Below are 20050 nucleotides of genomic sequence, written 5' to 3' on the forward strand. Positions count from 1 at the left end.
CGGTGATGTTGAGGGGGGCTGTGTGGGCGCCCCTCGTAGAAGTTAGATACGGGTGAGGGTCTGGGCGATGCCGTCGATGATGTCTTTCTGGGCTTCGTACATGGCGGCGTCGCTGAAGACCATCAGGGTGACGTTGTTGGTGCCCACGCGCACGGCGTAGCCCAGGAACTGGATCTCGCGGTCGCCTTCGTCTTCGACGACGACGGCCGAGCCGGTGCCGCGGGTGCCGGGCATGCCGTTGATGGTGGTCAGGCCGCTGTTGTCGAAGTTGATGTCTTTGAACTCGACTTCGGTTTTAAGATCGTTGATGGCGGCCTGGATGGTGCTGTCGGACTCGGAGCCGGCAAGCAGCACGGTGGTGGAGCCGTCGGGGGCGGTGGCGGAGACGGCCTCGGCGGTGCGGCGGATGTTCCAGTCGCCGGGGACGCGGAAGCGCACCGCGTAGAGATCGCTCTGCACCCACTGGCCCTGGGCGAGCTCTTCGATGGTCTCTTCGCCTTCTTCTTCGGTGGCTTCAGCGTTTTCGGAGCCTTCGGCGGCCTCATCGGTGGTGGCTTCCTCTTCGGCGGCCGGGGCCTGGTCGCTGGCCTCGGCGGGGGCTTCCTCGGCGGGCTTGCTTTCGCAGGCCAACGAGGAGGTGCCGAGGATGATGGCGAGGGAGAGGGCGCGCAGGGGAAGTCGCATGGGAGGCTCCTAAAAATAAGGCGGGCGGTTGCCGCGAGCTATCGAGAGGTTCTACAAAGGACATTGGATGGAGACGGCCCCGGGAGGGGAGCGAGCAGAGCGCAGAAGGTGCCCGGGAAGCCGGGCGGCATGGTAGACGGTCGCCTTAAGGGGCGCAAGCGATGAGCCGATGAGCGAAGTCAGTCAGGTGAGTTGCCCGGAGTGTGGGGCGGAGCAGTCGTCGGGGGCGCCCTTTTGCGGGCGGTGCGGCTATCGGATGCGTCCGGCCGAGACGGTGCGTGAGGGGATGGCGCCGGTGCGGCGGTCGTCGCAGAGTGGCGGGCAGGAGCGTCCGGCGCGTGCCTCTCAAACAGGCCCGGGTGGCAGCGGCCTGTGGGCGGTGGAGGAGGGGCGCACGGTGATGGAGGGGATGCAGGCGATCCAGGCGGGGGACAGGCCGCAGGGGACGGCTGATGCTGAGAGCGACGAGGATGCGCGGGGCGGGGAGGAGGCCCCCCGGGCCTGGCGAGGGCGGGTCAGCGGGGTGGTGTGGGGTTCGGCGGCGGTGTGTCTGGTGGCGATGGCGTCGATGAGCTGGATGTATCTAAAACGAGCGGCGGTGGTCGAGGGGGCGGTGGAGGAGGTCCGGCGCGGGGAGCCGGGGCGAGTAGAAGTTGAGGCGGGGCCTTATCTTCGGGGGCTCAGCGAGCAGGCGCAGTCGTTTATGATGTTGAGCTGTCATCAGCTTGAGCGCGATGAGCCGGAGCGTTGCGAGCAGGAGGAGTTGCTGGCCGGGGAGTATCCGCAGCGCACGGTGACGCTCAAGGCGTACGCGATCGACCGGCTGGAGGTGAGCGTGGGGGCGTATCAGCGATGTGTGGATGAGGGGGCGTGTGAGGCGATCGATTATGATGGGTGTGAGGTGTGGACGCCGCGGGGGTTGCAGGTCAGCCTGCGGGTTCCGCGGGTGCTCAAGGAGGCGGGGCGTGCGGTGGTGTGTGTGACTCGGGAGGAGGCGCGGGCGTACTGCGGGTGGGCCGGCGGGGCGCTTCCCACCCACGATCAGTGGGAGCGTGCGGCGCGGGGTGTGGATGGCGGGGTGTATCCGTGGGGGGATCATTGGGAGAGCGAGTCGGCGAACTGGGGGGAGCGTGACGTGGTGGGCGGGCCGGTGGCCGGGGCGTTGGACGGGTATGTGTGGACGGCGCCGGTGGGACGTTATGAGGGCGGGGTGAGTCCGGCCGGGGTCTGGGAGATGGCGGGCAATGTGGCGGAGTGGGTCGAGGGAGAGGACCCCCTTCTGGGCGCGGTGCGGGGAGGGAGCTGGGTGAGCAATCCCTTTGAGCTGCGCTCCACCGCGCGGGTGGAGCGCAAGGCCACTGCGCGGCGCACCGATGTGGGGTTTCGGTGCGCCTACGGCGGCAGGTAACATCCGGCGTGTCAGGCGGCGCGGTGGGCCGGTGTGACACGATCCGGGTGCGAGTCGGTGCGGTGCGGGGCGAAGGGCGCGCGGGCCAGCAGCGTGAGGCAGGCGGCGGTGAGCGCGCGCAGGTCATCGCCGAGAAGATCGCGTCGATGGCCGAGCAAGTCGGTGGCCTCCACGATGAGAGCGCCCTGATCGAAGGGGTCTAGGCCGGCGTCTAGCAGGGCGTCGAGGGCGTCGGGATCGAGGTTATGCGGGTCGGCGCGGCGCGCGCGCAGCCAGGGGGATCGGGCGGCGGTGCTGTTATGGTGTTGCAAAAGCAGGATGGGACCCGGCGCAAGATCGAGGATGCGGGCCTGGCGGCCAAAGCCCAGGTTGGCGGGGAGGCGCGGGGTGAGCTGCGCGTTGAAGATGGCGCTCTCCAGCAGGTGGAAGGCGTCTTCCAGCGCGCGCCAGTCTGCCGCGACGATGTCGGAGTCGCCGGGCTCAGGTGGCTCGGCGTTGAGGTAGCTTAAGAGGATGCGGGCGCCGAGGTCGCGCATAAAGGGGCGCCAGCCGGGGTGGGGACCTGCGGCCAGGGCGCGCCAGAGGGCCGCGAGCAGATCGTCGGCCAGGGCAAGCGGAATGCGGATGGGGGAGGTGGCCATCCAGCCGTGGTTGTGCGGGGCGCGCACCACGCGCGCGGCGAAGAGTTGGCCGGGAGGCAGCGGGAGATCATCCTCCCAGTCGTGGAGCGGGTAGAGGGTGTCGTGGAGGATCTGCCGGGCGACGGGGGTGGGGCCGTCGAAGCCCTCGATGGTGAAGATGTCGAGGTGTGCGGTGGTGAGCGCGGCCAGCCAGTGGCGATCTTCGGGGGTGAGGGTGCGGGCGTGGCGCAGGATGAGCGCCGGCAGGGAGCGTTGCTGGTGGGGGCCGTCGAGGGCCAGGTGGTCGAGGCGGTGAGCGCACTCGCAGGGGAGGTCGGAGTGGCGCGCGGTGAGGATACGCAGGCGCTCCAGGGTGGCGCGCCAGGGGCTTGTGTCTGGCGAGGGGCCGCGATCGTCGTGGAGATTGCAGTTGGCCAGGGGGATTGCAGACGTGCACATGATGCGTTGCATGGTATGTCCTCCTTTATGGCGAGCGCTTTCGGGCGCTGGCCTGCGGGTCCGAAGTCGATAGAGACGGCGAGCGCGGTGCGCCTGCCTTTTGTTGTCGAGACCTGCGGGGAGAAGTTGCGTGCGAGCGCGAGATTTTTTTAAGAGAGACGCCTCCGAGGTGCGCGATAATGCGGTTGCGCATAAATCCACGAGGGTGAAGTGACGCGAAAAAACGACGAGAACAAAAGCCCGACTGGCGAGGACGATGTGAAGTATGAGGCGAACGCAAAGAGCTTGATGGACGCAGTCGATGCGATCCTGGGGGCAGGGAGATTGGACGAGGCGGCGGTCGGGGCGCTTCTGGAGGTGCTCGGAGAGCGGGGAAGTGGGGAGGGGCTCGATGTGCGGGTGGTGCTCTGCGTGGTGGAACATCCGGTGGTGGCCGGTGCGCTGCGTGCTGGCGAGGTGCCGGCGGCGCTGGAGGCGCGTCTGACGGAGGCGCTCGCTGAGCTCGCGCCGCTTTTCGGGCGGTGGATGACCGCGCCACTGGCGGAGCGCGCCGAGCGGCTGCGTCAGCGCTATGATGCGGAGCTGCATAAGTATCAGCTGGTGCGAAAGCGTCTGGAGCGCGAGTCGGTGGAGGGCGGGGCGCAGGTGCTGGCGCGTTATCTGGATACGGCGCCGGCGGCGATGTTCGCGCGTAAGATGGAGGGGGAGTTTGGGGAGGCGTACGGGCGGGCGGAGGCGATCCGCAGTGAGGAGGACCGCGCGCTTTTATGCAACGCGGAGCTTTTGGAGCTGCTGGCGTTCGGGGAGAACTTCAGCGATGCCGACGCACAACGTCTCGACGGGCTGCTTGCTGATCTGGTCGCTCGCCTCGATGGGGCGGCGGAGCGTGTGGTGCGGCGTACGCTGGAGGGGGGAGGGAGTGAGGCGAAGCTCGTGGCCGGCGCGCTGGCGGTGCGCCAGGGCTTAAGCGAGCGGGCCAGCGCGTTGCTGGCGATGGTCATTCACGGCGATCCTTATGCCCCCCAGGCCGCCGTCTTTGCGGCTCGGCTGGCGCCCTTGTTGACCTTGCATGTGCTGGGGCAGTTTCTGGTGGATGTGCTCAAGTCGACCGGCGTGGAGGAAGATCAGGAGCGGCATACCGAGGGGGCGATTGTGGCTTCGCGGCTGGTGTTGCCCTGGATTGGCAGTCCGATTCCTGAGGCCGGGTATGCGGGCAAGCCTTCGGCGCATCGCATCGCGGAGACGGTGAGGAGGGCGTGGGGGTTTTTCGAGCAGGGGTAGGGTGTGTGGGTGCAGATGTACGGGTGCCAGGCACTCGGTTTTTCGGACGATGTAGAGATGTACGGGTGCCAGGCACTCGGGCGATTCAGAGATGTACGGGAGGCTGGTACTCGGTTTTTCGGACGATGTAGAGATGTACGGGTGCCAGGCACCCGGGCGATTCAGAGATGTACGGGAGGCTGGCACTCGGTTTTTCGGACGATGTAGAGATGTACGGGAGGCTGGCACTCGGTTTTTCGGACGATGTAGAGATGTACGGGTGCCAGGCACTCGGGCGATTCAGAGATGTACGGGAGGCTGGTACTCGGTTTTTCGGACGATGTAGAGATGTACGGGTGCCAGGCACTCGGGTGATGTAGAGATGTACGGGTGCCAGGCACCCGGGCGATTCAGAGATGTACGGGAGGCTGGCACTCGGTTTTTCGGATGATGTAGAGATGTACGGGTGCCAGGCACCCGGGCGATTCAGAGATGTACGGGTGCCAGGCACTCGGGCGGATTAGAGATGTACGGATGCCTGGCACCCGGATCGTCGGGACAGGGTAAGAAACAAACGCGACCGCCGGTGGGCGGTCGCGTTTTTTGTGGGTGCGATCGTCGCGGGAGCTTCGGGCGAAGATCGGGTGCCAGGCACCCGATCTTCTCGAGCATGATCGAAGGCCTGGCACCGCGGTGTGGGGGGCTGCTCAGTACTTGGCGCCCATGGCCGCGCCGCTCTCGATGGGGTGCCAGGCGGTCTTGAACTCGACGAAGGGCAGGATGTTGTAGGGGCTCTGCGCGCTGGCGATCGACCAGTCGTTCTTGGCGGGGCTCTCGAAGTTGTGGACGCGCTTGACGCTCTCGGCGGCCTCCAGGGCGATGAGGCGGCGTTCCTCATCGGTGGCGTCGAAGGTGGCGATGGCGTCGATGTCCATGTGTTTGGCGGCGTGGGGGACGAGCTCCTCGCGCAGGCCGGTGAGGATGTTGACGACGCCGCCGGGAAGATCGCTGCAGTGGAAGACTTCCGCCAGGTCGATGGCGATGGAGGGGTGCTCGTTTTCGACGACGAGCACCAGCGCGTTGCCGGAGACGATCACCGGCGCGATGGCGGTGATGAGGCCCAGAAGCGGAGCGGTGCGGGGCGCAAAGGCCGTGACCACGCCGGTGGGCTCGGGGCTTGTGATGTTGAAGTGGGGGGATGCCACCGGGTTTGTGGTGCCCATAATCTGCACGAACTTATCGGCCCAGCCGGCGTACCAGACCAGGCGATCGATGGCCGCGTCGACCTCCGCCTGAGCGTCGGCCGCTTTGATGCCGGCGCGCTCGCCGAGGGCGCTCTCGAAAGACTCGCGTCGCGATTCGAGGACCTCGGCCATGCGGTAGAGGATCTGGGCGCGGTTAAAGGGGGTGCGACCGGCCCAGCCGGGCTGGGCTTTGCGGGCGGCGACCACGGAGTTTCGAAGATCTTTGCGCGAGGCGCGGCAGAAGTTGGCCACGAGCTGCCCCTTGGGGTTGTGTTCCTGGAGAAAACGTCCGCTCTCGGTGCGGGGGAAGGCCCCGCCGATGTAGAGCTTGAAAGTCTTGAGGACGCGCAGACGATTGGGGGTTGATTTGGCCATTAGCGCACCTCCAGGTAGGGGAGAAGCCCGTGGAGACCACCTTCACGGCCGAAGCCGCTTTCTTTGTAGCCGCCGAAGGGGCTGGTCGGGTCGAAGCGGTTGTAGGTGTTGCCCCAGACGATGCCGCATTTAAGTGCGTTGGCGACGCGGAAGAGCCTGGAGCCTTTGTCGGTCCAGACCCCGCAGGCCAGGCCGTAGGGGGTGTTGTTGGCTTTTTCGATGGCCTCTTCCGGGGTGCGGAAGGTGAGCACGCTCAAGACCGGGCCAAAAATCTCCTCGCGGGCGATGCGATGCGAGGGGGTGACTTCGGTAAACACGGTGGGCTTGAAGAAGAAGCCTTTTTCGGGGAGTGGGGCGGAGGGCTGGAAGATCTGGGCGCCCTCGTCTTTTCCGGCGGCGACGAGCTCCTGGATGCGCAGGAGCTGCTCGCGGGAGTTGATGGCGCCGACGTCGGTGTTTTTGTCGAGCGGGTCGCCGACGATCAGCGTGGAGACGCGGTGGCGGAGTTTGTGCATGAGCTCGTCGGCGATGTTCTCCTGGACGAGCAGGCGGCTTCCGGCGCAGCAGACGTGGCCCTGGTTGAAGAAGATGCCGTTGATGATGCCTTCGACAGCCTGATCGAGGGAGGCGTCGTCGAAGATGATGTTGGCGCCTTTGCCGCCGAGCTCCAGGGTGAGCTTTTTGCGGGAGCCGGCCAGGGCGCGCTGGATGATCTTTCCGACGTCGGTGGAGCCGGTAAACGCGATCTTGTTGATGTCGGGGTGGTTGACGATCGCCGCGCCGGTCTGTCCGGCACCGTTGACGATGTTCACGACACCCGGGGGAAGGTCGGCTTCCTGGATGATTTCGGCGAGCATCATCGCGGTGAGCGGGGTGGTCTCGGCGGGCTTGATGACGATGGTGTTGCCGGCGGCCAGAGCCGGGGCGATTTTCCAGGCAGCCATCAAGAGGGGGAAGTTCCAGGGGATGATCTGGCCCGCCACACCGATGGAAGTGGGGGAGGCGCCGGGCAGGAGGTAGTCGAGTTTGTCGGCCCAGCCCGCGTAGTAGAAGAAGTGCGCGGCAGCGAGCGGGATGTCGATGTCGCGGGATTCCTTGATGGGCTTGCCGCCATCGAGGGATTCGGCCACGGCCAGGGCGCGGGCTTTTTCCTGGATCATGCGGGCGATGCGGTAGAGGTACTTGGCGCGCTCGGCGCCGGGCATCTTGCCCCAGACCTTGTCGTAGGCTTTGCGAGCGGCTTTGACCGCGAGGTCGACGGTGGCCTCATCGGCCGAGGCAACTTCAAAAAGCTGCTCTTCGGTGGCGGGGTTGATCGAGGGGAAGTGATTTTCGCCCTCGACGAACTTGCCGTCGATGAAGTGTCCGTAGCGCTCGTTGATGGTGATGTGATCGCGCGACTCGGGCGCCGGGGCGTAGTCCCAGAGGTCGCCGAAGAGGAGGTCGCGCACTGAAGTGTTGGCCGTCTTACCCATAGGTGGTTCTCCGTGGCGTGTCGGGCAGAATATCTTGCGAGCGGCGCCGGGGGCTGTTCGCGGCGGCGCGTTGCATGCGGGGGATTTAGCTCAGGCTGACGTAGCGGTCGGAGTGGTAGCGGCCGGTGCGCTGCTTCTCGAGTTGCATGAGCACGTCGTTGAGCAGGGAGGAGGCGCCGAAGCGGAACCAGTCCGGGGAGAGCCAGGCATCGCCTAAGGTTTCTTTGACCATGGCCAGGTAATGCATCGCGAGCTTGGAGTCGCGGATGCCGCCGGCGGGCTTCATGCCGACCATTTTGCCGGTTTTGATGAAGTGGTCGCGGATGGCCTCCAGCATCACGAGCGTCACCGGCATGGTGGCGCCGGGGGAGACTTTGCCGGTGGAGGTTTTGATAAAATGCGCGCCGGCGTCGATGGCGATCTGGCTGGCCAGGCGCACGTTATCGTAGGTCTGCAGCTCACCGGTCTCGAGGATGACTTTGAGGTGGGCCGGGCCGCAGGCCTCGCGGGTGGCGCGGATCTCTTCGTCGATCTTGGCGTAGTGGCCGGCCAGGAAGTCGCCGCGGCTGATGACCATGTCGATCTCGTCGGCGCCAGCTTCCACGGCGCGGCGGACCTCGTCGGTGCGCTCTTTAAGCGAGGCCTGGCCGCTGGGGAAGTAGGTGGCCACGGACGCAACTTTAATGGAGGTGCCCTTGAGCGCGGCTTTGGCCACGGGGACCATCGTGGGGTAGACGCAGATGGCGGCGACCTGCGGGCAGTCTGAGCCCGGGGAGATGGCCTTCTGGCAGAGCATCTGAACTTTGCCCGGGGTGTCCATGCCCTCCAGGGTGGTCAAATCGATCATGGAGGCGACGAGCTTGAGGCCTTTGATCTTGGCGTCTTTTTTGATGCTGCGCGTACGGAACTTGGCGGCACGCTCCTCAACGGCGACGGCGTCGACCGAGGGGACGCGGGGGACCACAAAGGAGTGGGTCATGGGACACCCTGAGTCTTAGGGGGAGTGGGAAGTAAACGTTACGAATACCGGTGGGGAAGGTAGCCGAGCGGCGCCGTGGTGACAAGGTGGCGGCGAGGGGAAGTGAAGGTGTGGATTGACAGCGGGGGGCGCACTTTCTAGCGTCGGAGGGGACGACAATCTCAATCTGAGACGATGGCGGGACGACGCGACGGGAGCCGGATCGATGTGGGAAGAAGATCCCTTCGGGGGTATGGAGCAGCAAGCTTTAGAGGAGCTCTCGGAGGCGGTGCGCGATGAGGAGGCGTCGCAGTTTCGGGGGCGTTTGCCGACGCTGGGGGAGGTGCTCGACGAGGTCGGCGAGGCGGTGGCCGCGCGGCGTTGCTCGGGGCTGTGGGTGGTCGATACGAGCCAGCTTGAGGGGTGGGAGCGACAGCAGGGGGCCGGGGCGTTTGACGCGCTGATGGGGCGGCTCTCGGAGGCGGTTGAGGGGGTTAAGGGCGCCGAGGATGTGGCGTGTGTGGAGGCTGAGGGGAGCGACACGCTGGTGGTGTTTGTGATGGGGGAGGGGCTGGTGGAGGAGGGGGCGCTCGATGTGGTGAATGGCCGACTTCTGGGGGCTTTTGATCGGGCGCAGATGGCGGTGCAGCAGGCGCTGGAGCGCATTGCGCTGGGGAGCGCGATGGTGCTGGCCAATGCGTCGGTGGATCCGCGGCGGCAGATCTACCGGGCGATTCGCCGGGCGCGGGCTGAGGCGCAGGTGGGCTATCATGATCAGCAGCGGCGGCGCAGTCGGGTGGTGGGGCATCTGATCGCGCAGCGAAAGATTCGCACCCTCTTTCAGCCGGTGGTGCGCCTCTCGGATCGGCGCGTGGAGGGGTTTGAGGCGTTGAGCCGGGCTGAGGGTGGGGCGGCGCAGCGGTTGGGGGTGCATCTTTTTGTGGCAGCGTCGCGGGCGGAGCTCGATGGGGAGCTCGACCAGGCGTGTCGGGCGCTCTCGGTGGAGCGGCGGCCGGCGATCGGGGAGGAGGGGAAGTTGTTTCTCAACTGCCTTCCGCCGACCTTTTATGCGTCGAACCCGGAGCTGCAGGCGATGCTCGAGAGCTGGCGAGGGGCGGGGATGAGGCCGGATCAGCTGGTGTTTGAGGTGACCGAGCAGATCACGTACGAGCAGTTTCTAAGGATCATGCCCACGGTGCGTAAGTTGAGGGAGAAGGGCTATCGCTTTGCGCTCGATGATGTGGGGACGGGGGCGGCGAACCTGCGACTTCTGGCGGAGCTGGAGCCGGATTATATCAAGATGGATCTGGAGCTGACCCGCGGGATCGCGCGCAGCGAGCGCAAGCGGGCGCTGGCGCAGTACCTCCACGATCTGGCCAAACGAAGCGGGGCGGAGCTCATTGCCGAGGGCATTGAGACCTTTGATGATCTGGAAGTGTTAGAAGAGATGGGGGTGGCGCTCGGGCAGGGGTATCTGCTCGGTGAGCCTCAAGAGGCCGAGGCGTGGGATGGAAAGATTGCGCAGGTGATCGAGGAACTTGAGAGCTAAAAAGGGGGAGTGATGACGCGATGGGTGATTCGGGATGCGGTGGTCTTTGCTGAAGCTGGCGAGCGGGTGGAGGGGGATGTGCTGGTGGAGGAGGGGCGCATCGCGCGGGTGGGCGATGTGGGGGATGCGGGCGGAGCCGAGGAGGTTCGCGCGGAGGGGAGATGGTTGTGGCCCGGGGTGATCGATGCCCATGTGCATTTTCGAGAGCCGGGCCCAACGCATAAAGAGGATTGGGATTCGGGGAGCGCGGCCGCGGTGAGCGGTGGGGTGACCTCGGTGATCGACATGCCCAACACCTCACCGTCGACGACGACGCTGGCGAGGTTGCGCGAGAAGCGCGAGGTGGCGCGGGCGAAGTCGCGATGCAACGTGGGGCTGTATTTCGGGGCGAATCCCGAAAACCTGGATGCGATTGTGGCCTCGCATGGCGAGGAGGCGGTGGCCGGACTGAAGATCTTTATGGCGGATTCGACGGGCGACCTGCTTGTGGATCGTTATGAGGATTTAGAGCGCATCTTTGAGGGGTATGAGGGGCGGATCTGCGTGCATGCCGAAGATGCGGAGCGGATGCGCGAGCGGGAGGCGATGTTTGAGGGGCGCGAAGATCCGGGCGTGCACTCGGAGATTCGCGACGCCGAGACGGCCGCGCGGGCGGTGGAGGTGGCCGGGGAGCTCGCCGCGCGTTTTGGGCGGCGGGTGCATGTCTTGCACCTCTCGACGCGCGCGGAGCTTGCGGCGTTGAAGGAGGCGCGAGCGCGGATGGAGGAGCTGGGAAGCGGGGGGAGGATCACCTGTGAGGTGTGTCCGCATCATCTTTTTCTGGATGTGCATGATTATGAGTTCTGGGGGACGCGGGTGCAGATGAATCCGCCGCTTCGCCAGGAGGCCGATCGGGACGCGATGTGGGAGGCGCTGCGTCGGGGGGAGGTCGAGATGATCGCCACCGACCATGCGCCGCATACCCCCGAGGAGAAGGCGCATCCTTACGGGCAGGCGCCCAGCGGGGTGCCCGGGGTGGAGCTGAGCCTGCCGCTGATGCTGGACGCGGCGTTCAGGGGCGTGTGCAGCTATGAGGAGGTTTTGAGCTGGATGTGCGAGGGGCCGGCGCTGGTGCATCAGGTCGTGGATCGGGGGCGGATTGTGGAGGGGGCGTTTGCCGATCTGGTGCTGATCGATCCGCATATGATGCGGCGGGTGTTGGATCAGGATCAGCGTTCGCGCTGTGGTTGGACGCCTTATGCGGGGCGCGATCTGACGGGGTGGCCGGTGCGCACATGGGTGAACGGGAAGGAGGTGTTCCGGCGCCTGGATGAAGGTGCGGGCGAGGTGGTGGGGAAGGGGGGGGAGGGGATGTGGATGGCGTTTGAGGGGTGAGGGGGCCAGGCACTCGTGCAAGTTTGATACGACCGGGTGCCAGGCAGTCGAGCGAGTTTGAAACGATCGGGTGCCAGGCACTCGAGCAAGTTTGAATCGCCGTGGTGCCAGGCACCCGTGCAAGTTTGAATCGCCGTGGTGCCAGGCAGTCGAGCAAGTTTGAATCGCCGTGGTGCCAGGCACTCGAGCAAGTTTGAATCGTTGTGGTGTCAGGCAGTCGAGCAAGTTTAAAACGCCGTGGTGCCAGGCAGTCGAGCAAGTTTGAATCGCCGTGGTGCCAGGCACTCGAGCAAGTTTGAATCGTTGTGGTGCCAGGCACTCGAGCAAGTTTGAATCGCCGTGGTGCCAGGCACTCGTGCAGAATTTCAGACCACAAAAAAGCCCGCCCTCGTGATGAGGGCGGGCTTTTTTGTTGAGCGGGCGTGTCGCGTTAGCGATTGGTGCCGCACTCGATGGAGGTCGGTACGGAGCGCTGCGAGCGAATCACGCGCACGTTCTGGCCGTTCTGGTTGAGGACCTGAATCTGGCGCTGGGCGCGCTCGTTGCGCTCGGCGTGGGCCAGCTTGTCGGCGCGGTTGGCGCGGACGGCGGTGGTCAGGGTCTCGGTGCAGTGGTGGTGCATGTCGGCCATGGGCATGGCGTCGCGGCAGATGACGTCAACAGTCTGGCCGCGGAAGAACTCGGAGAGTTTCGCGGTGCTCTCGCGGGTCAGTGGCGAGACGACCGAGGGGTTGTTGGAGTCGACACTCTCGAAGAGGACGGAAGCGCCGACGATTTCCAGGGCGGTCTTCTCATCGCCGTTGTCCAGGCGGTTGAGGCAGCCGTTGTACTTCTGGCGAAGGTCAGCAAAGCGTTTGAGGGACTCGAAGCGATCGAGGCCGTGGGCTTTCTGCGCGATGGCGTATTCGACGAAGAGACCGGTGTGGAGGGTCTCGCAGGAGCTGGGGTTGAGCGAGAGGGCGCGCAGGTAGAGGCCGCGGGCGTCATCAAGCGGGAGGGTGCGCTGGTCCCAGAGGCTGGCCCAGGCCAGGTTGTTGGCCATGGTGCCGGTGCGCTGGACCTGAACCATGCTCAGGCCGCGCTGGAGGGTGTCGATCGCCTGGGAGTAGAGGCCTTGCTCAATGAGGTGGTAGCCCTGGAAGTTGTAGAGAACCTCGGAGCGGGGGTAATGCACCAGGCCTTCGCGGGTGACCTCGACGACCATGTCGGAACGATCCTGGTGGTCGTAGCAGGCGGCGAAGTGGATCCAGGCGTTCTCCGACCAGGAGGTCTGGTCGGAGCCGAAGTGATCAAAGACGATGTCGCAGCTTCGATCGCCGGCGAGGGCCTGGGCTGAGGGGGTGTCGACCTGTGGCGAAGGGGAAGACTTTGCCGCGTGGTAGGCGGCTGTTCCCAGGACGGTGAATACGTAGAGCGAGACGACAGCGACGGTGGCAGGTGCCGCGCTGGTGAGGATCGTCCGAGGGGTGATAGCCATAGTCAAATCTCCTTACGCTAACAGGGTCGAGAACTCGCCGGCGAAGCGACCTTAAAAAGATAGAGGAATGGCCGGGTTATCTCAAACTCCGGGCGCATTTCTCTTTCGGGGGGCCCGATGGCAGAGGTGCTGTGCCACGGTAGAAGCTAAGCCGGGATGCTGCCAGTTCCAGTGCGAATGCCAGCGCGAGGCCATTTGGACCACCCGAGAAGATCAACCGGAGCGTGCGCCAAAGTTGTTCCCGGGGAGGTCGATCGGGGTGATCACTCGGGGGTGGGATCGGCCCAGTCTTCGATGTTTCGCTGGCGTCCGCGGGCGATGCCCAGCGCGCGGGGAGGGACGTCGTCGGTGAGCGTGGAGCCGGCGCCGACGTAGGCGCCATCGCCGATGGCGATGGGTGCGACAAGGGCGGTGTTGGAGCCGATGAAGGCACCTTCGCCGATGGTGGTGCGGTGTTTGTTCTGGCCGTCGTAGTTGCAGGTGATGGTGCCGGCGCCGACGTTGGCGTTCTGGCCGACGTGGGCGTCACCAAGGTAGGTGAGGTGGCTTGCTTTGGCGCCCTTGTCGAGGCGGGTCTTTTTGATCTCGACGAAGTTGCCGACTTTGCAATTTTCGCCGATGTCGGCGCCGGGGCGCAGGTGGACGAAGGGGCCGATGGAGGCGTTTTGGTCGACGCGGGCGTCGGTGAGGTAGGAGTAGGCCAGCAGGCGCGCGCCGGGGCCGACGTGGCTGTCGGTGATGCGACAGCCCTGCTCGATGTAGGCGCCGCGGGCGATGTGCGAGCTGCCGCAGATGGTGACGTCGGGCTCCAGCGTCACATCGGGCTCTAGCGTGGCGCTGGGCTCGATGGTGGTGCGGTCGGGGTCGATGAGGGTGACGCCGGCGCGCATCCAGCGCTCGAGGGTGCGGCGGCGTACAAAGGCGGTGGCGCGGGCCAGATCGAGGCGGTCGTTGACGCCCTGCACAAGCTCCGGGGTGGCGACGGGCCAGGCGATGGCGCGCTCGTTTTTGGCGGCCAGGGCGACGAGGTCGGTGAGGTAGTACTCGTTCTGGGCGTTGTCGGTGCCGGCGGCCATGATGGCGGGGATGGCGTCGAGCAAAAAGGAGGTGCGCGCCAGGTAGATGCCGGCGTTGATCTCGGTGATCGCGCGCTGATCTTCGGTGGCGTCTTTGAACTCGACGATGGCGTTGAGGCGGCCTTGCGCGGAGCGAATGATGCGACCGTAAGACGCGGGATCTTTGAGGATCGCCGTCATCACGGCCAGGTCGCAGCCCGCGGAGGCTGCGTCGTTGACCATGCTGATGAGCGTCTCGGCGTCGAGGTTGGGGACGTCGCCGGAGAGGATCAGGGTGTAGGGGATGTCGGCATCAAGGGCGGGCAGGCCGCAGGCCACGGCGTGGGCCGTGCCGAGCTGCTCGTCCTGAAAGGCCGGGTGGATGGCGTCGGCGTAGCTCTGGGGGCGGAGCCAGGCTTCGACCTGTTCGCGCTGGTGGCCGAGGATGGGGACGACGCGTGCCGCGCCGGCATCAAGCGCGGCGCGGGTGACGTGTCCGATGAGCGGGGTCCCGAGCAGGGGGTGGAGCACCTTGATGGTGTCCGAGCGCATGCGGGTGCCCATGCCGGCGGCGAGGATCAGCGACTGAAAAGGGGTCGAAGGGTTCATGGCTCTCCCGGAGGGAAAAGCGCCGGGCTCTTCGACGGCCGCTGCCCGACGGTGGGGTTATGGTGGTGTTGTGCTAAGTTCTTGATATTGCTCGCTTATTCAGCCGGCGAGGGCTGCTCCTGGTCGGAGTCGATGTCGGCGTCGACGTCGCTGGACTCGGGGCGGCGATCTTCGGGCTGAATGTGGTAAATCAGCGGGGTGCGGGCATCGGCGCTGGCCTTCTGGAAGGCGATCTCCTGGGCGACGCGGGGGTCGGTGGTGGCCTTTTCGCCGGACGAGGTCTCGAAGTCGCGGACCAGGGCGTCGAACTCGGCGCAGGCCTGGGCGGTGACGGTGCGCTTCTTGCGGTAAGGCATGAACGCCGACTTAAAGCCGTCGATCATCAGCTTGCGCAAGTCACCGATGTTCAGGTCGTAGTGCTGGACGGCACGCCAGAACTCGTCGGTCATGGACGTGTCGGTGATGAGGCGGTTGTCGGTGTTGATCGTGCAGCGCAGGCCGTAGCTCATGTAGAAGGGCAGCGGGTGGGACTCGAAGCTCTTGGCGGCGCGGGTCTGCACGTTGCTGGTCAGGCAGACTTCCAGGGGGATGCGGTGATCGTTGAGGAAGTTGAGCAGGTCGCCGTCTTCGCGCAGGCGGGTGCCGTGGCCGATGCGGTGGGCGCCGCCCAGGTGAATGGCCTGGTGGATGGACTCGGGGCCGTAGGCTTCGCCGGCGTGAATGGTCAGGTTCACGTTGTTATTGCGAATCAGATAAAAGGCTTCGCGATAATCTTTGGCGGGGTTGTCGGCCTCGGCGCCGGCGAGGTCGAAGCCGACGACGCCGCGGTTTTTAAAGGCGACGCAGAGCTCGGCCATGCGCAGGGAGCTCTCGGGGGTCATGTGGCGGATGCCGCAGATGATCTGACCGCTCATCAGGCCGTAGCGGCGCTTAGCTTCGCGCAGGCCTTCGGCTACCGCTTCGACGATGACCGGGTAGGAGAGGCCGTTGCGGGTGTGCAGAAGTGGCGAGTAGCGCACTTCCATGTATTTGACGTTTTCGCGGGCGGCGTCTTCGCCGAGCTCAAAGGCGGCGCGGTAGAGGGACTCCTCGGTCTGCATCACGCTCAAGGTGACGTCGAAGGCTTTGAGGTAGTCGGTGAGATCTTCGCAGATGGCGCCGATGTTGATGGCGCGGGCGAGCTCGTCTTCGGTCTGGGGGTTACCGGGGAGGGCGATGCCCTCTTTTTCGGCCAGCTCAAGGATGGTGGAGAGGCGCATGCTGCCGTCGAGGTGGACGTGCAGGTCGGTCTTGGGCATGCGGTGGATAAAGTCACGGGTGATTTTCATAGTGCCATCCTTTTTTTTAGGTGCGGGCCGGCGCTGGCGTCCGCGCGGGCGCTTCGCGAAGTTGCAGGGTTTTACTGATAGTGTCGGGCTTTGTCGAGTGGGGGCAGGGCCCGGGTTAGAGGGGAGAAGGGGCGAGCGGGAGTAAAGATTCCCGCCGGGGCGTCAAAGGTTGTAGCGGACGGAATATCCGTTGAAGATCAGTTGAAATGGGAGCGGTCGGAGGGTTTATTGTCGGGCTCTTTGGAGCGCAGAAGTTTTAAATTTCGGCGCTGCCGGCGGCGGATGAAGGCGCGTTTGATGCGGGAGGGGCGCCAGTATTCGCTGGCGATGAGCAGGCCGGTGGCCATGCCGCCGAGGTGTCCGGCGATGGAGATGGCTTCGCGGCCGGCGACGACAAAGAGGATGTCGAGGCCGATGAAGACAAGCAGCATCGTTTTGCCGGTGACGGGCAAGAAGAGCAGGTTGAGGCGGTCGTTCCAGTGACGCCAGGCAAAGGCGGCGACCACGCCCATCACGGCCGCGGAGAAGCCGAGCGTGGGGAAGTTTGTGGAGAGGAGGAGCTGGCTTGCCAGAATGGTCAGGCCGCCGCCCAGGGCGCAGAGCAGGTTGAAGCGCCACCAACGGGTGCCCGACCAGCGCTGGTCAAGCTCGGCGCCGAACATCCAGAGGACAAACCCATTAAAAAGCAGGTGGGTGAAGTCGGCGTGCCAGAAGGCGTAGGTGATGAGCGTCCAGACCTGGCCCTGGTCGATGACGGCGCTTCTGGAGATGAGCAGGTAGTCGTCGACGAAGGCACCCAGCGGGGCGATCATGACCGAGGCGAACCAGAGGGTGAAGAGGCCCACCAGGGTGATTTTGATGTTGCGGGTGAAGGGGGGCCAGTAGAACTGGAGTTGTTGGGCCATGGCTGCCTCTCAGGGGTGCGTCGCGGTCACAGTGTTGAGGAGAACGTGACCACCAAAGGGGAGGTTGACCATAGGGGAGGTTGCCGGGATCGCAAGCCTGCATCACTGCATCACCTCCTCAGGACGAAGCCAGCGGTGTCGCTGCGGATTCGCGGTAGCGTTGCTACAGCTTCATCCTTGCTCCTTGCTGGACTTCGCCCTGAGGAGGTGATGGTGGGGAGGGGCATGTTCAGGACAAAGCCAGCGGTGTCGCTGCGGATTCGCGGTAGCGTTGCTACAGCTTCATCCTTGCTCCTTGCTGGACTTCGCCCTGAGGAGGTGATGGGGGTGTAGGGGTATCTCGTGGTGCCAGGCAGGCGAGCAAGATTGAGAAGATCGGGTGCCAGACAGTCGTACAGATTCACCCGGGTGCAGAAGACCGGGTGCCAGGCAGTCGTACAGATTCACCGTGGTGCCAGGCAGTCGTACAGATTCACCGTGGTGCCAGGCAGTCGTACAGATTCACCGTGGTGCCAGGCAGTCGTACAGATTCACCGTGGTGCCAGGCAATCGAGCAAGATTGAGAAGATCGGGTGCCAGGCAGTCGAGCGAGTTGGTTCGGACCGGGTGCCAGGCACTCGTACAGATTCACCGTGGTGCCAGGCAATCGAGCAAGATTGAGAAGATCGGGTGCCAGGCAGTCGTACAGATTCACCCGGGTGCCAGGCAGTCGTACAGATTCACCGTGGTGCCAGGCAGTCGTACAGATTCACCGTGGTGCCAGGCAGTCGAGCATGATTGAGAAGATTGGGTGCCAGGCAGTCGTACAGATTCACCGTGGTGCCAGGCAGTCGTACAGATTCGGGTGCGAGAAGATCGGGTGCCAGGCAGTCGTACAGATTCACCCGGGTGCCAGGCAGTCGAGCAAGATTGAGAAGACCGGGTGCCAGGCAGTCGTACAGATTCGCCCGGGTGCCAGGCAGTCGAGCGAGTTGGTTCGGACCGGGTGCCAGGCAGTCGTACAGATTCGGGTGCGAGAAGATCGGGTGCCAGGCAGTCGTACAGATTCGGGTGCGAGAAGATCGGGTGCCAGGCAGTCGTACGGATTCACCCGGGTGCCAGGCAGTCGAGCAAGATTGAGAAGACCGGGTGCCAGGCAGTCGTACGGATTCACCGTGGTGCCAGGCAGTCGAGCAAGATTGAGAAGATTGGGTGCCAGGCAGTCGAGCGAGTTGGTTCGGACCGGGTGCCAGGCAGTCGTACAGATTCGGGTGCGAGAAGATCGGGTGCCAGGCAGTCGTACAGATTCGGGTGCGAGAAGATCGGGTGCCAGGCAGTCGTACAGATTCACCGTGGTGCCAGGCAGTCGAGCAAGATTGAGAAGACCGGGTGCCAGGCAGTCGTACAGATTCACCGTGGTGCCAGGCAGTCGAGCATGATCGAAAAGACCGGGTGCCAGGCATTCGATCGGGGTGTTACGAATCAAAACTTGTGTGGGGAGCGCGGGTTGGCGATAAGGATGGGGACCTTTTTAGCGTGTGTGTTGATGGAGAACTTCGAGTCGAGGGAGACGAGATGAAGCGTGAACTGTTGGTGGCGTTGGGGCTTTCGGTGGGGTTGTGTGCGGCGTGGGGATGCGGAGAGCCGGAGGAAGATCCGGTGGAGGATGTGGGGGTGGAAGAGGATGCCGGTGATGTGGGTGGGGAGGAGGATGCCGGTGATATTGGTGGGGAGGAGGATGCCGATGTTGAGGAGGACGCCGATGGTGGGGATGAAGACACCGACGTCGGCGGCGGCGATGTGAGCGTGGAGGTGGAGGGGCTTCCCGAGGGGCGCACCTATTTCCGCAGCGTAAGCGGTGTGGTCGTGACCTGTGAGGAGGGCTGTGAGGTGGCGTGTGAGCTGAGCCTGGACGGGGCAGCGGCAGAGGCCGTGGCGTGTGAGGAGGGGCAGGCCTTTGATCTGGAGGGGCTCGAGTACGGGGAGTATGAGCTTGGCGTGGTGGTCGATGGTGAGGTTGCGGCCACGCGCGGCTTTGAGGTGCATCCGCCAGAATGGGCGTCGGTGAGTGGGGGAGCGGGTCATACCTGCTCGATCTTGCTCGACGGGCACCTGGTGTGTTTCGGCGATGGTGATGAGGGGCAGCTCGGAGATGGGGCAGGCGCGTCTTCGGCGGAGGCCGTCCTGGTGGATGGGACGTGGTCTGCGGTGGATGCCGGGGCCAGCCATACCTGCGCGATCTCTGAGGAGGGTGCGCTCTACTGCTGGGGCACCTCCGCTGAAGGTGCGCTGGGCACGGGTGAAACCTCTTCCAACTCGCCAGTTCAGGTTGGCACCGAGAGTGATTGGGAGAGCGTGAGCGCCGGCGGCTCGCATAGCTGCGGGATTCGCGCCGGTGGTGCGCTCTACTGCTGGGGTGATTCCACCCAGGGTGCCACGGGGCTGGGCAGTGAGGTGAGTGAGGCGACCGAGCCTGTGCTTGTGGAAGCCGATGGTGTGAGCGCCTGGTCGGCCGTGAGTGCGGGCGATGGGTTTACGTGCGCGTTGACCGACGCCGGCGCCCTCTATTGCTGGGGTCGCGCCGACGCCGCGGTGGTGGGACCGAACGGCGACACGGTGTCCGAGCCGCGGGCCTACGCCGGGGAGCTTGAGTTCTCCGCGATCTCGGCCGGGCTTGTGCACGCGTGTGGTGTGGTGGACGGTGGCGAGTCTCCCGATGACGTGCAGTGCTGGGGTGAAGGCGCCGCGTATCAGCTGGGAACGGGGGAGACGCGCCGGGAGAACAGCCCGACGACGCGCGCGGTGGGCTCGGTGGAGCTGAGCTCGGTGGTGAGCGGAGCGACGTTTAGCTGCGGATTGGCGCCCGAGGGCACATTGAACTGCTGGGGAAGCAATACCAGCGGCCAACTGGGCTTTGATCCGGTGACCGCTGAGTTTCCCTTCCCGGCTCAGGTCAGTGAAGAAGTCTGGGAAACGGTGGGCGCTGGATTCGCGCATAGCTGCGGGGTGCGCGCCTCGGATAAGAGCCTTCTGTGCTGGGGTGACAACTCGGCCGGGGCGTTGGGACGCGGAAACGTCAGTGAAGAAGCCCTCTTTGAAGGGGCTGAAATCGTCTGGCCTTTCTGAGGCGTAGAGAGCGTAGAGAGGATGATTGAAGAAAAGCCGGCCTGTGAGGGCCGGTTTTTTCATTCAGGGGAGGTGTGCGGGTGCCAGGCACCCGGACGAAGTTGCACGAGTGCCAGGCACCCGGACGAAGTTGGCACCCGGACGAAGTTGCACGAGTGCCTGGCA

14 protein-coding genes are annotated in these 20050 nt (G+C 65.0%); 5 read left to right on the top strand and 9 right to left on the bottom strand.

What is annotated here, in order from left to right; genetic code table 11:
- Positions 1 to 42: 42 nt before the first annotated feature.
- Positions 43 to 684, bottom strand: coding sequence for a hypothetical protein (locus FRC98_RS13215; protein ID WP_146981916.1), 642 nt, complete (start codon positions 682 to 684; stop codon positions 43 to 45).
- 169 nt (positions 685 to 853) lie between these two features.
- On the opposite strand from FRC98_RS13215, the gene FRC98_RS13220 reads away from it, so the two are divergent.
- Positions 854 to 2092, top strand: coding sequence for an SUMF1/EgtB/PvdO family nonheme iron enzyme (locus tag FRC98_RS13220; protein WP_146981917.1), 1239 nt, complete (start codon positions 854 to 856; stop codon positions 2090 to 2092).
- An 11-nt stretch (positions 2093 to 2103) separates the two neighbouring features.
- Here FRC98_RS13220 and FRC98_RS13225 read toward each other — a convergent pair whose 3' ends face one another.
- Positions 2104 to 3183, bottom strand: a complete 1080-nt coding sequence (locus tag FRC98_RS13225) for a hypothetical protein (RefSeq protein WP_146981918.1) — start codon at positions 3181 to 3183, stop codon at positions 2104 to 2106.
- A gap of 198 nt (positions 3184 to 3381) precedes the next feature.
- Between FRC98_RS13225 and FRC98_RS13230 the strand changes: the two genes are divergently transcribed.
- The gene (locus FRC98_RS13230) at positions 3382 to 4452 is read left to right on the top strand and encodes a hypothetical protein (RefSeq protein ID WP_146981919.1); all 1071 of its coding nucleotides are present in this window, start codon (positions 3382 to 3384) and stop codon (positions 4450 to 4452) included.
- Positions 4453 to 5138: 686 nt separating this feature from the next.
- Here FRC98_RS13230 and FRC98_RS13235 read toward each other — a convergent pair.
- From FRC98_RS13235 to deoC, 3 genes are all read right to left on the bottom strand, one after another.
- The gene (locus FRC98_RS13235) at positions 5139 to 6050 is read right to left on the bottom strand and encodes an aldehyde dehydrogenase family protein (protein WP_146981920.1); all 912 of its coding nucleotides are present in this window, start codon (positions 6048 to 6050) and stop codon (positions 5139 to 5141) included.
- On the bottom strand, positions 6050 to 7525 hold the full coding sequence (locus FRC98_RS13240) for an aldehyde dehydrogenase family protein (RefSeq protein ID WP_146981921.1): 1476 nt from the start codon (positions 7523 to 7525) through the stop codon (positions 6050 to 6052). Before FRC98_RS13240 ends, FRC98_RS13235 begins: the two co-directional genes overlap by 1 nt.
- 85 nt (positions 7526 to 7610) lie before the next feature.
- Positions 7611 to 8504 (bottom strand): deoxyribose-phosphate aldolase, encoded by an 894-nt coding sequence (gene deoC / locus FRC98_RS13245; protein ID WP_146981922.1) that lies wholly within the window; start codon positions 8502 to 8504, stop codon positions 7611 to 7613.
- A gap of 205 nt (positions 8505 to 8709) precedes the next feature.
- Here deoC and FRC98_RS13250 point away from each other — a divergent pair, with 205 nt between their 5' ends.
- Positions 8710 to 10032 carry an EAL domain-containing protein gene (locus FRC98_RS13250; RefSeq protein WP_146981923.1) on the top strand — a complete coding sequence of 441 codons (1323 nt, stop codon included), beginning with the start codon at positions 8710 to 8712 and terminating at the stop codon, positions 10030 to 10032.
- A 12-nt stretch (positions 10033 to 10044) separates the two neighbouring features.
- Positions 10045 to 11406, top strand: a complete 1362-nt coding sequence (gene pyrC / locus FRC98_RS13255) for a dihydroorotase (protein ID WP_146981924.1) — start codon at positions 10045 to 10047, stop codon at positions 11404 to 11406.
- Between the two features lie 430 nt (positions 11407 to 11836).
- On the opposite strand, the gene FRC98_RS13260 is transcribed toward pyrC, so the two are convergent.
- From FRC98_RS13260 to FRC98_RS13275, 4 genes are all read right to left on the bottom strand, one after another.
- Positions 11837 to 12883, bottom strand: a complete 1047-nt coding sequence (locus FRC98_RS13260; RefSeq protein ID WP_146981925.1) for a tetratricopeptide repeat protein — start codon at positions 12881 to 12883, stop codon at positions 11837 to 11839.
- A 263-nt stretch (positions 12884 to 13146) separates the two neighbouring features.
- Positions 13147 to 14547, bottom strand: coding sequence for a bifunctional UDP-N-acetylglucosamine diphosphorylase/glucosamine-1-phosphate N-acetyltransferase GlmU (gene glmU / locus FRC98_RS13265; RefSeq protein WP_146981926.1), 1401 nt, complete (start codon positions 14545 to 14547; stop codon positions 13147 to 13149).
- 95 nt (positions 14548 to 14642) lie between these two features.
- The gene (gene add, locus FRC98_RS13270) at positions 14643 to 15875 is read right to left on the bottom strand and encodes an adenosine deaminase (RefSeq protein ID WP_230467593.1); all 1233 of its coding nucleotides are present in this window, start codon (positions 15873 to 15875) and stop codon (positions 14643 to 14645) included.
- A 197-nt stretch (positions 15876 to 16072) separates the two neighbouring features.
- Entirely contained in the window at positions 16073 to 16780 is a 708-nt protein-coding gene (locus FRC98_RS13275) for a rhomboid family intramembrane serine protease (RefSeq protein WP_146981927.1), read from the bottom strand.
- A 1554-nt stretch (positions 16781 to 18334) separates the two neighbouring features.
- Here FRC98_RS13275 and FRC98_RS13280 point away from each other — a divergent pair.
- A complete protein-coding gene (locus tag FRC98_RS13280) occupies positions 18335 to 19885 on the top strand; it encodes an RCC1 domain-containing protein (protein ID WP_146981928.1) in 1551 nt (516 codons plus the stop codon).
- Positions 19886 to 20050: the final 165 nt, after the last annotated feature.

This window comes from Lujinxingia vulgaris, assembly GCF_007997015.1.
Taxonomy (GTDB): domain Bacteria; phylum Myxococcota_A; class Bradymonadia; order Bradymonadales; family Bradymonadaceae; genus Lujinxingia; species Lujinxingia vulgaris.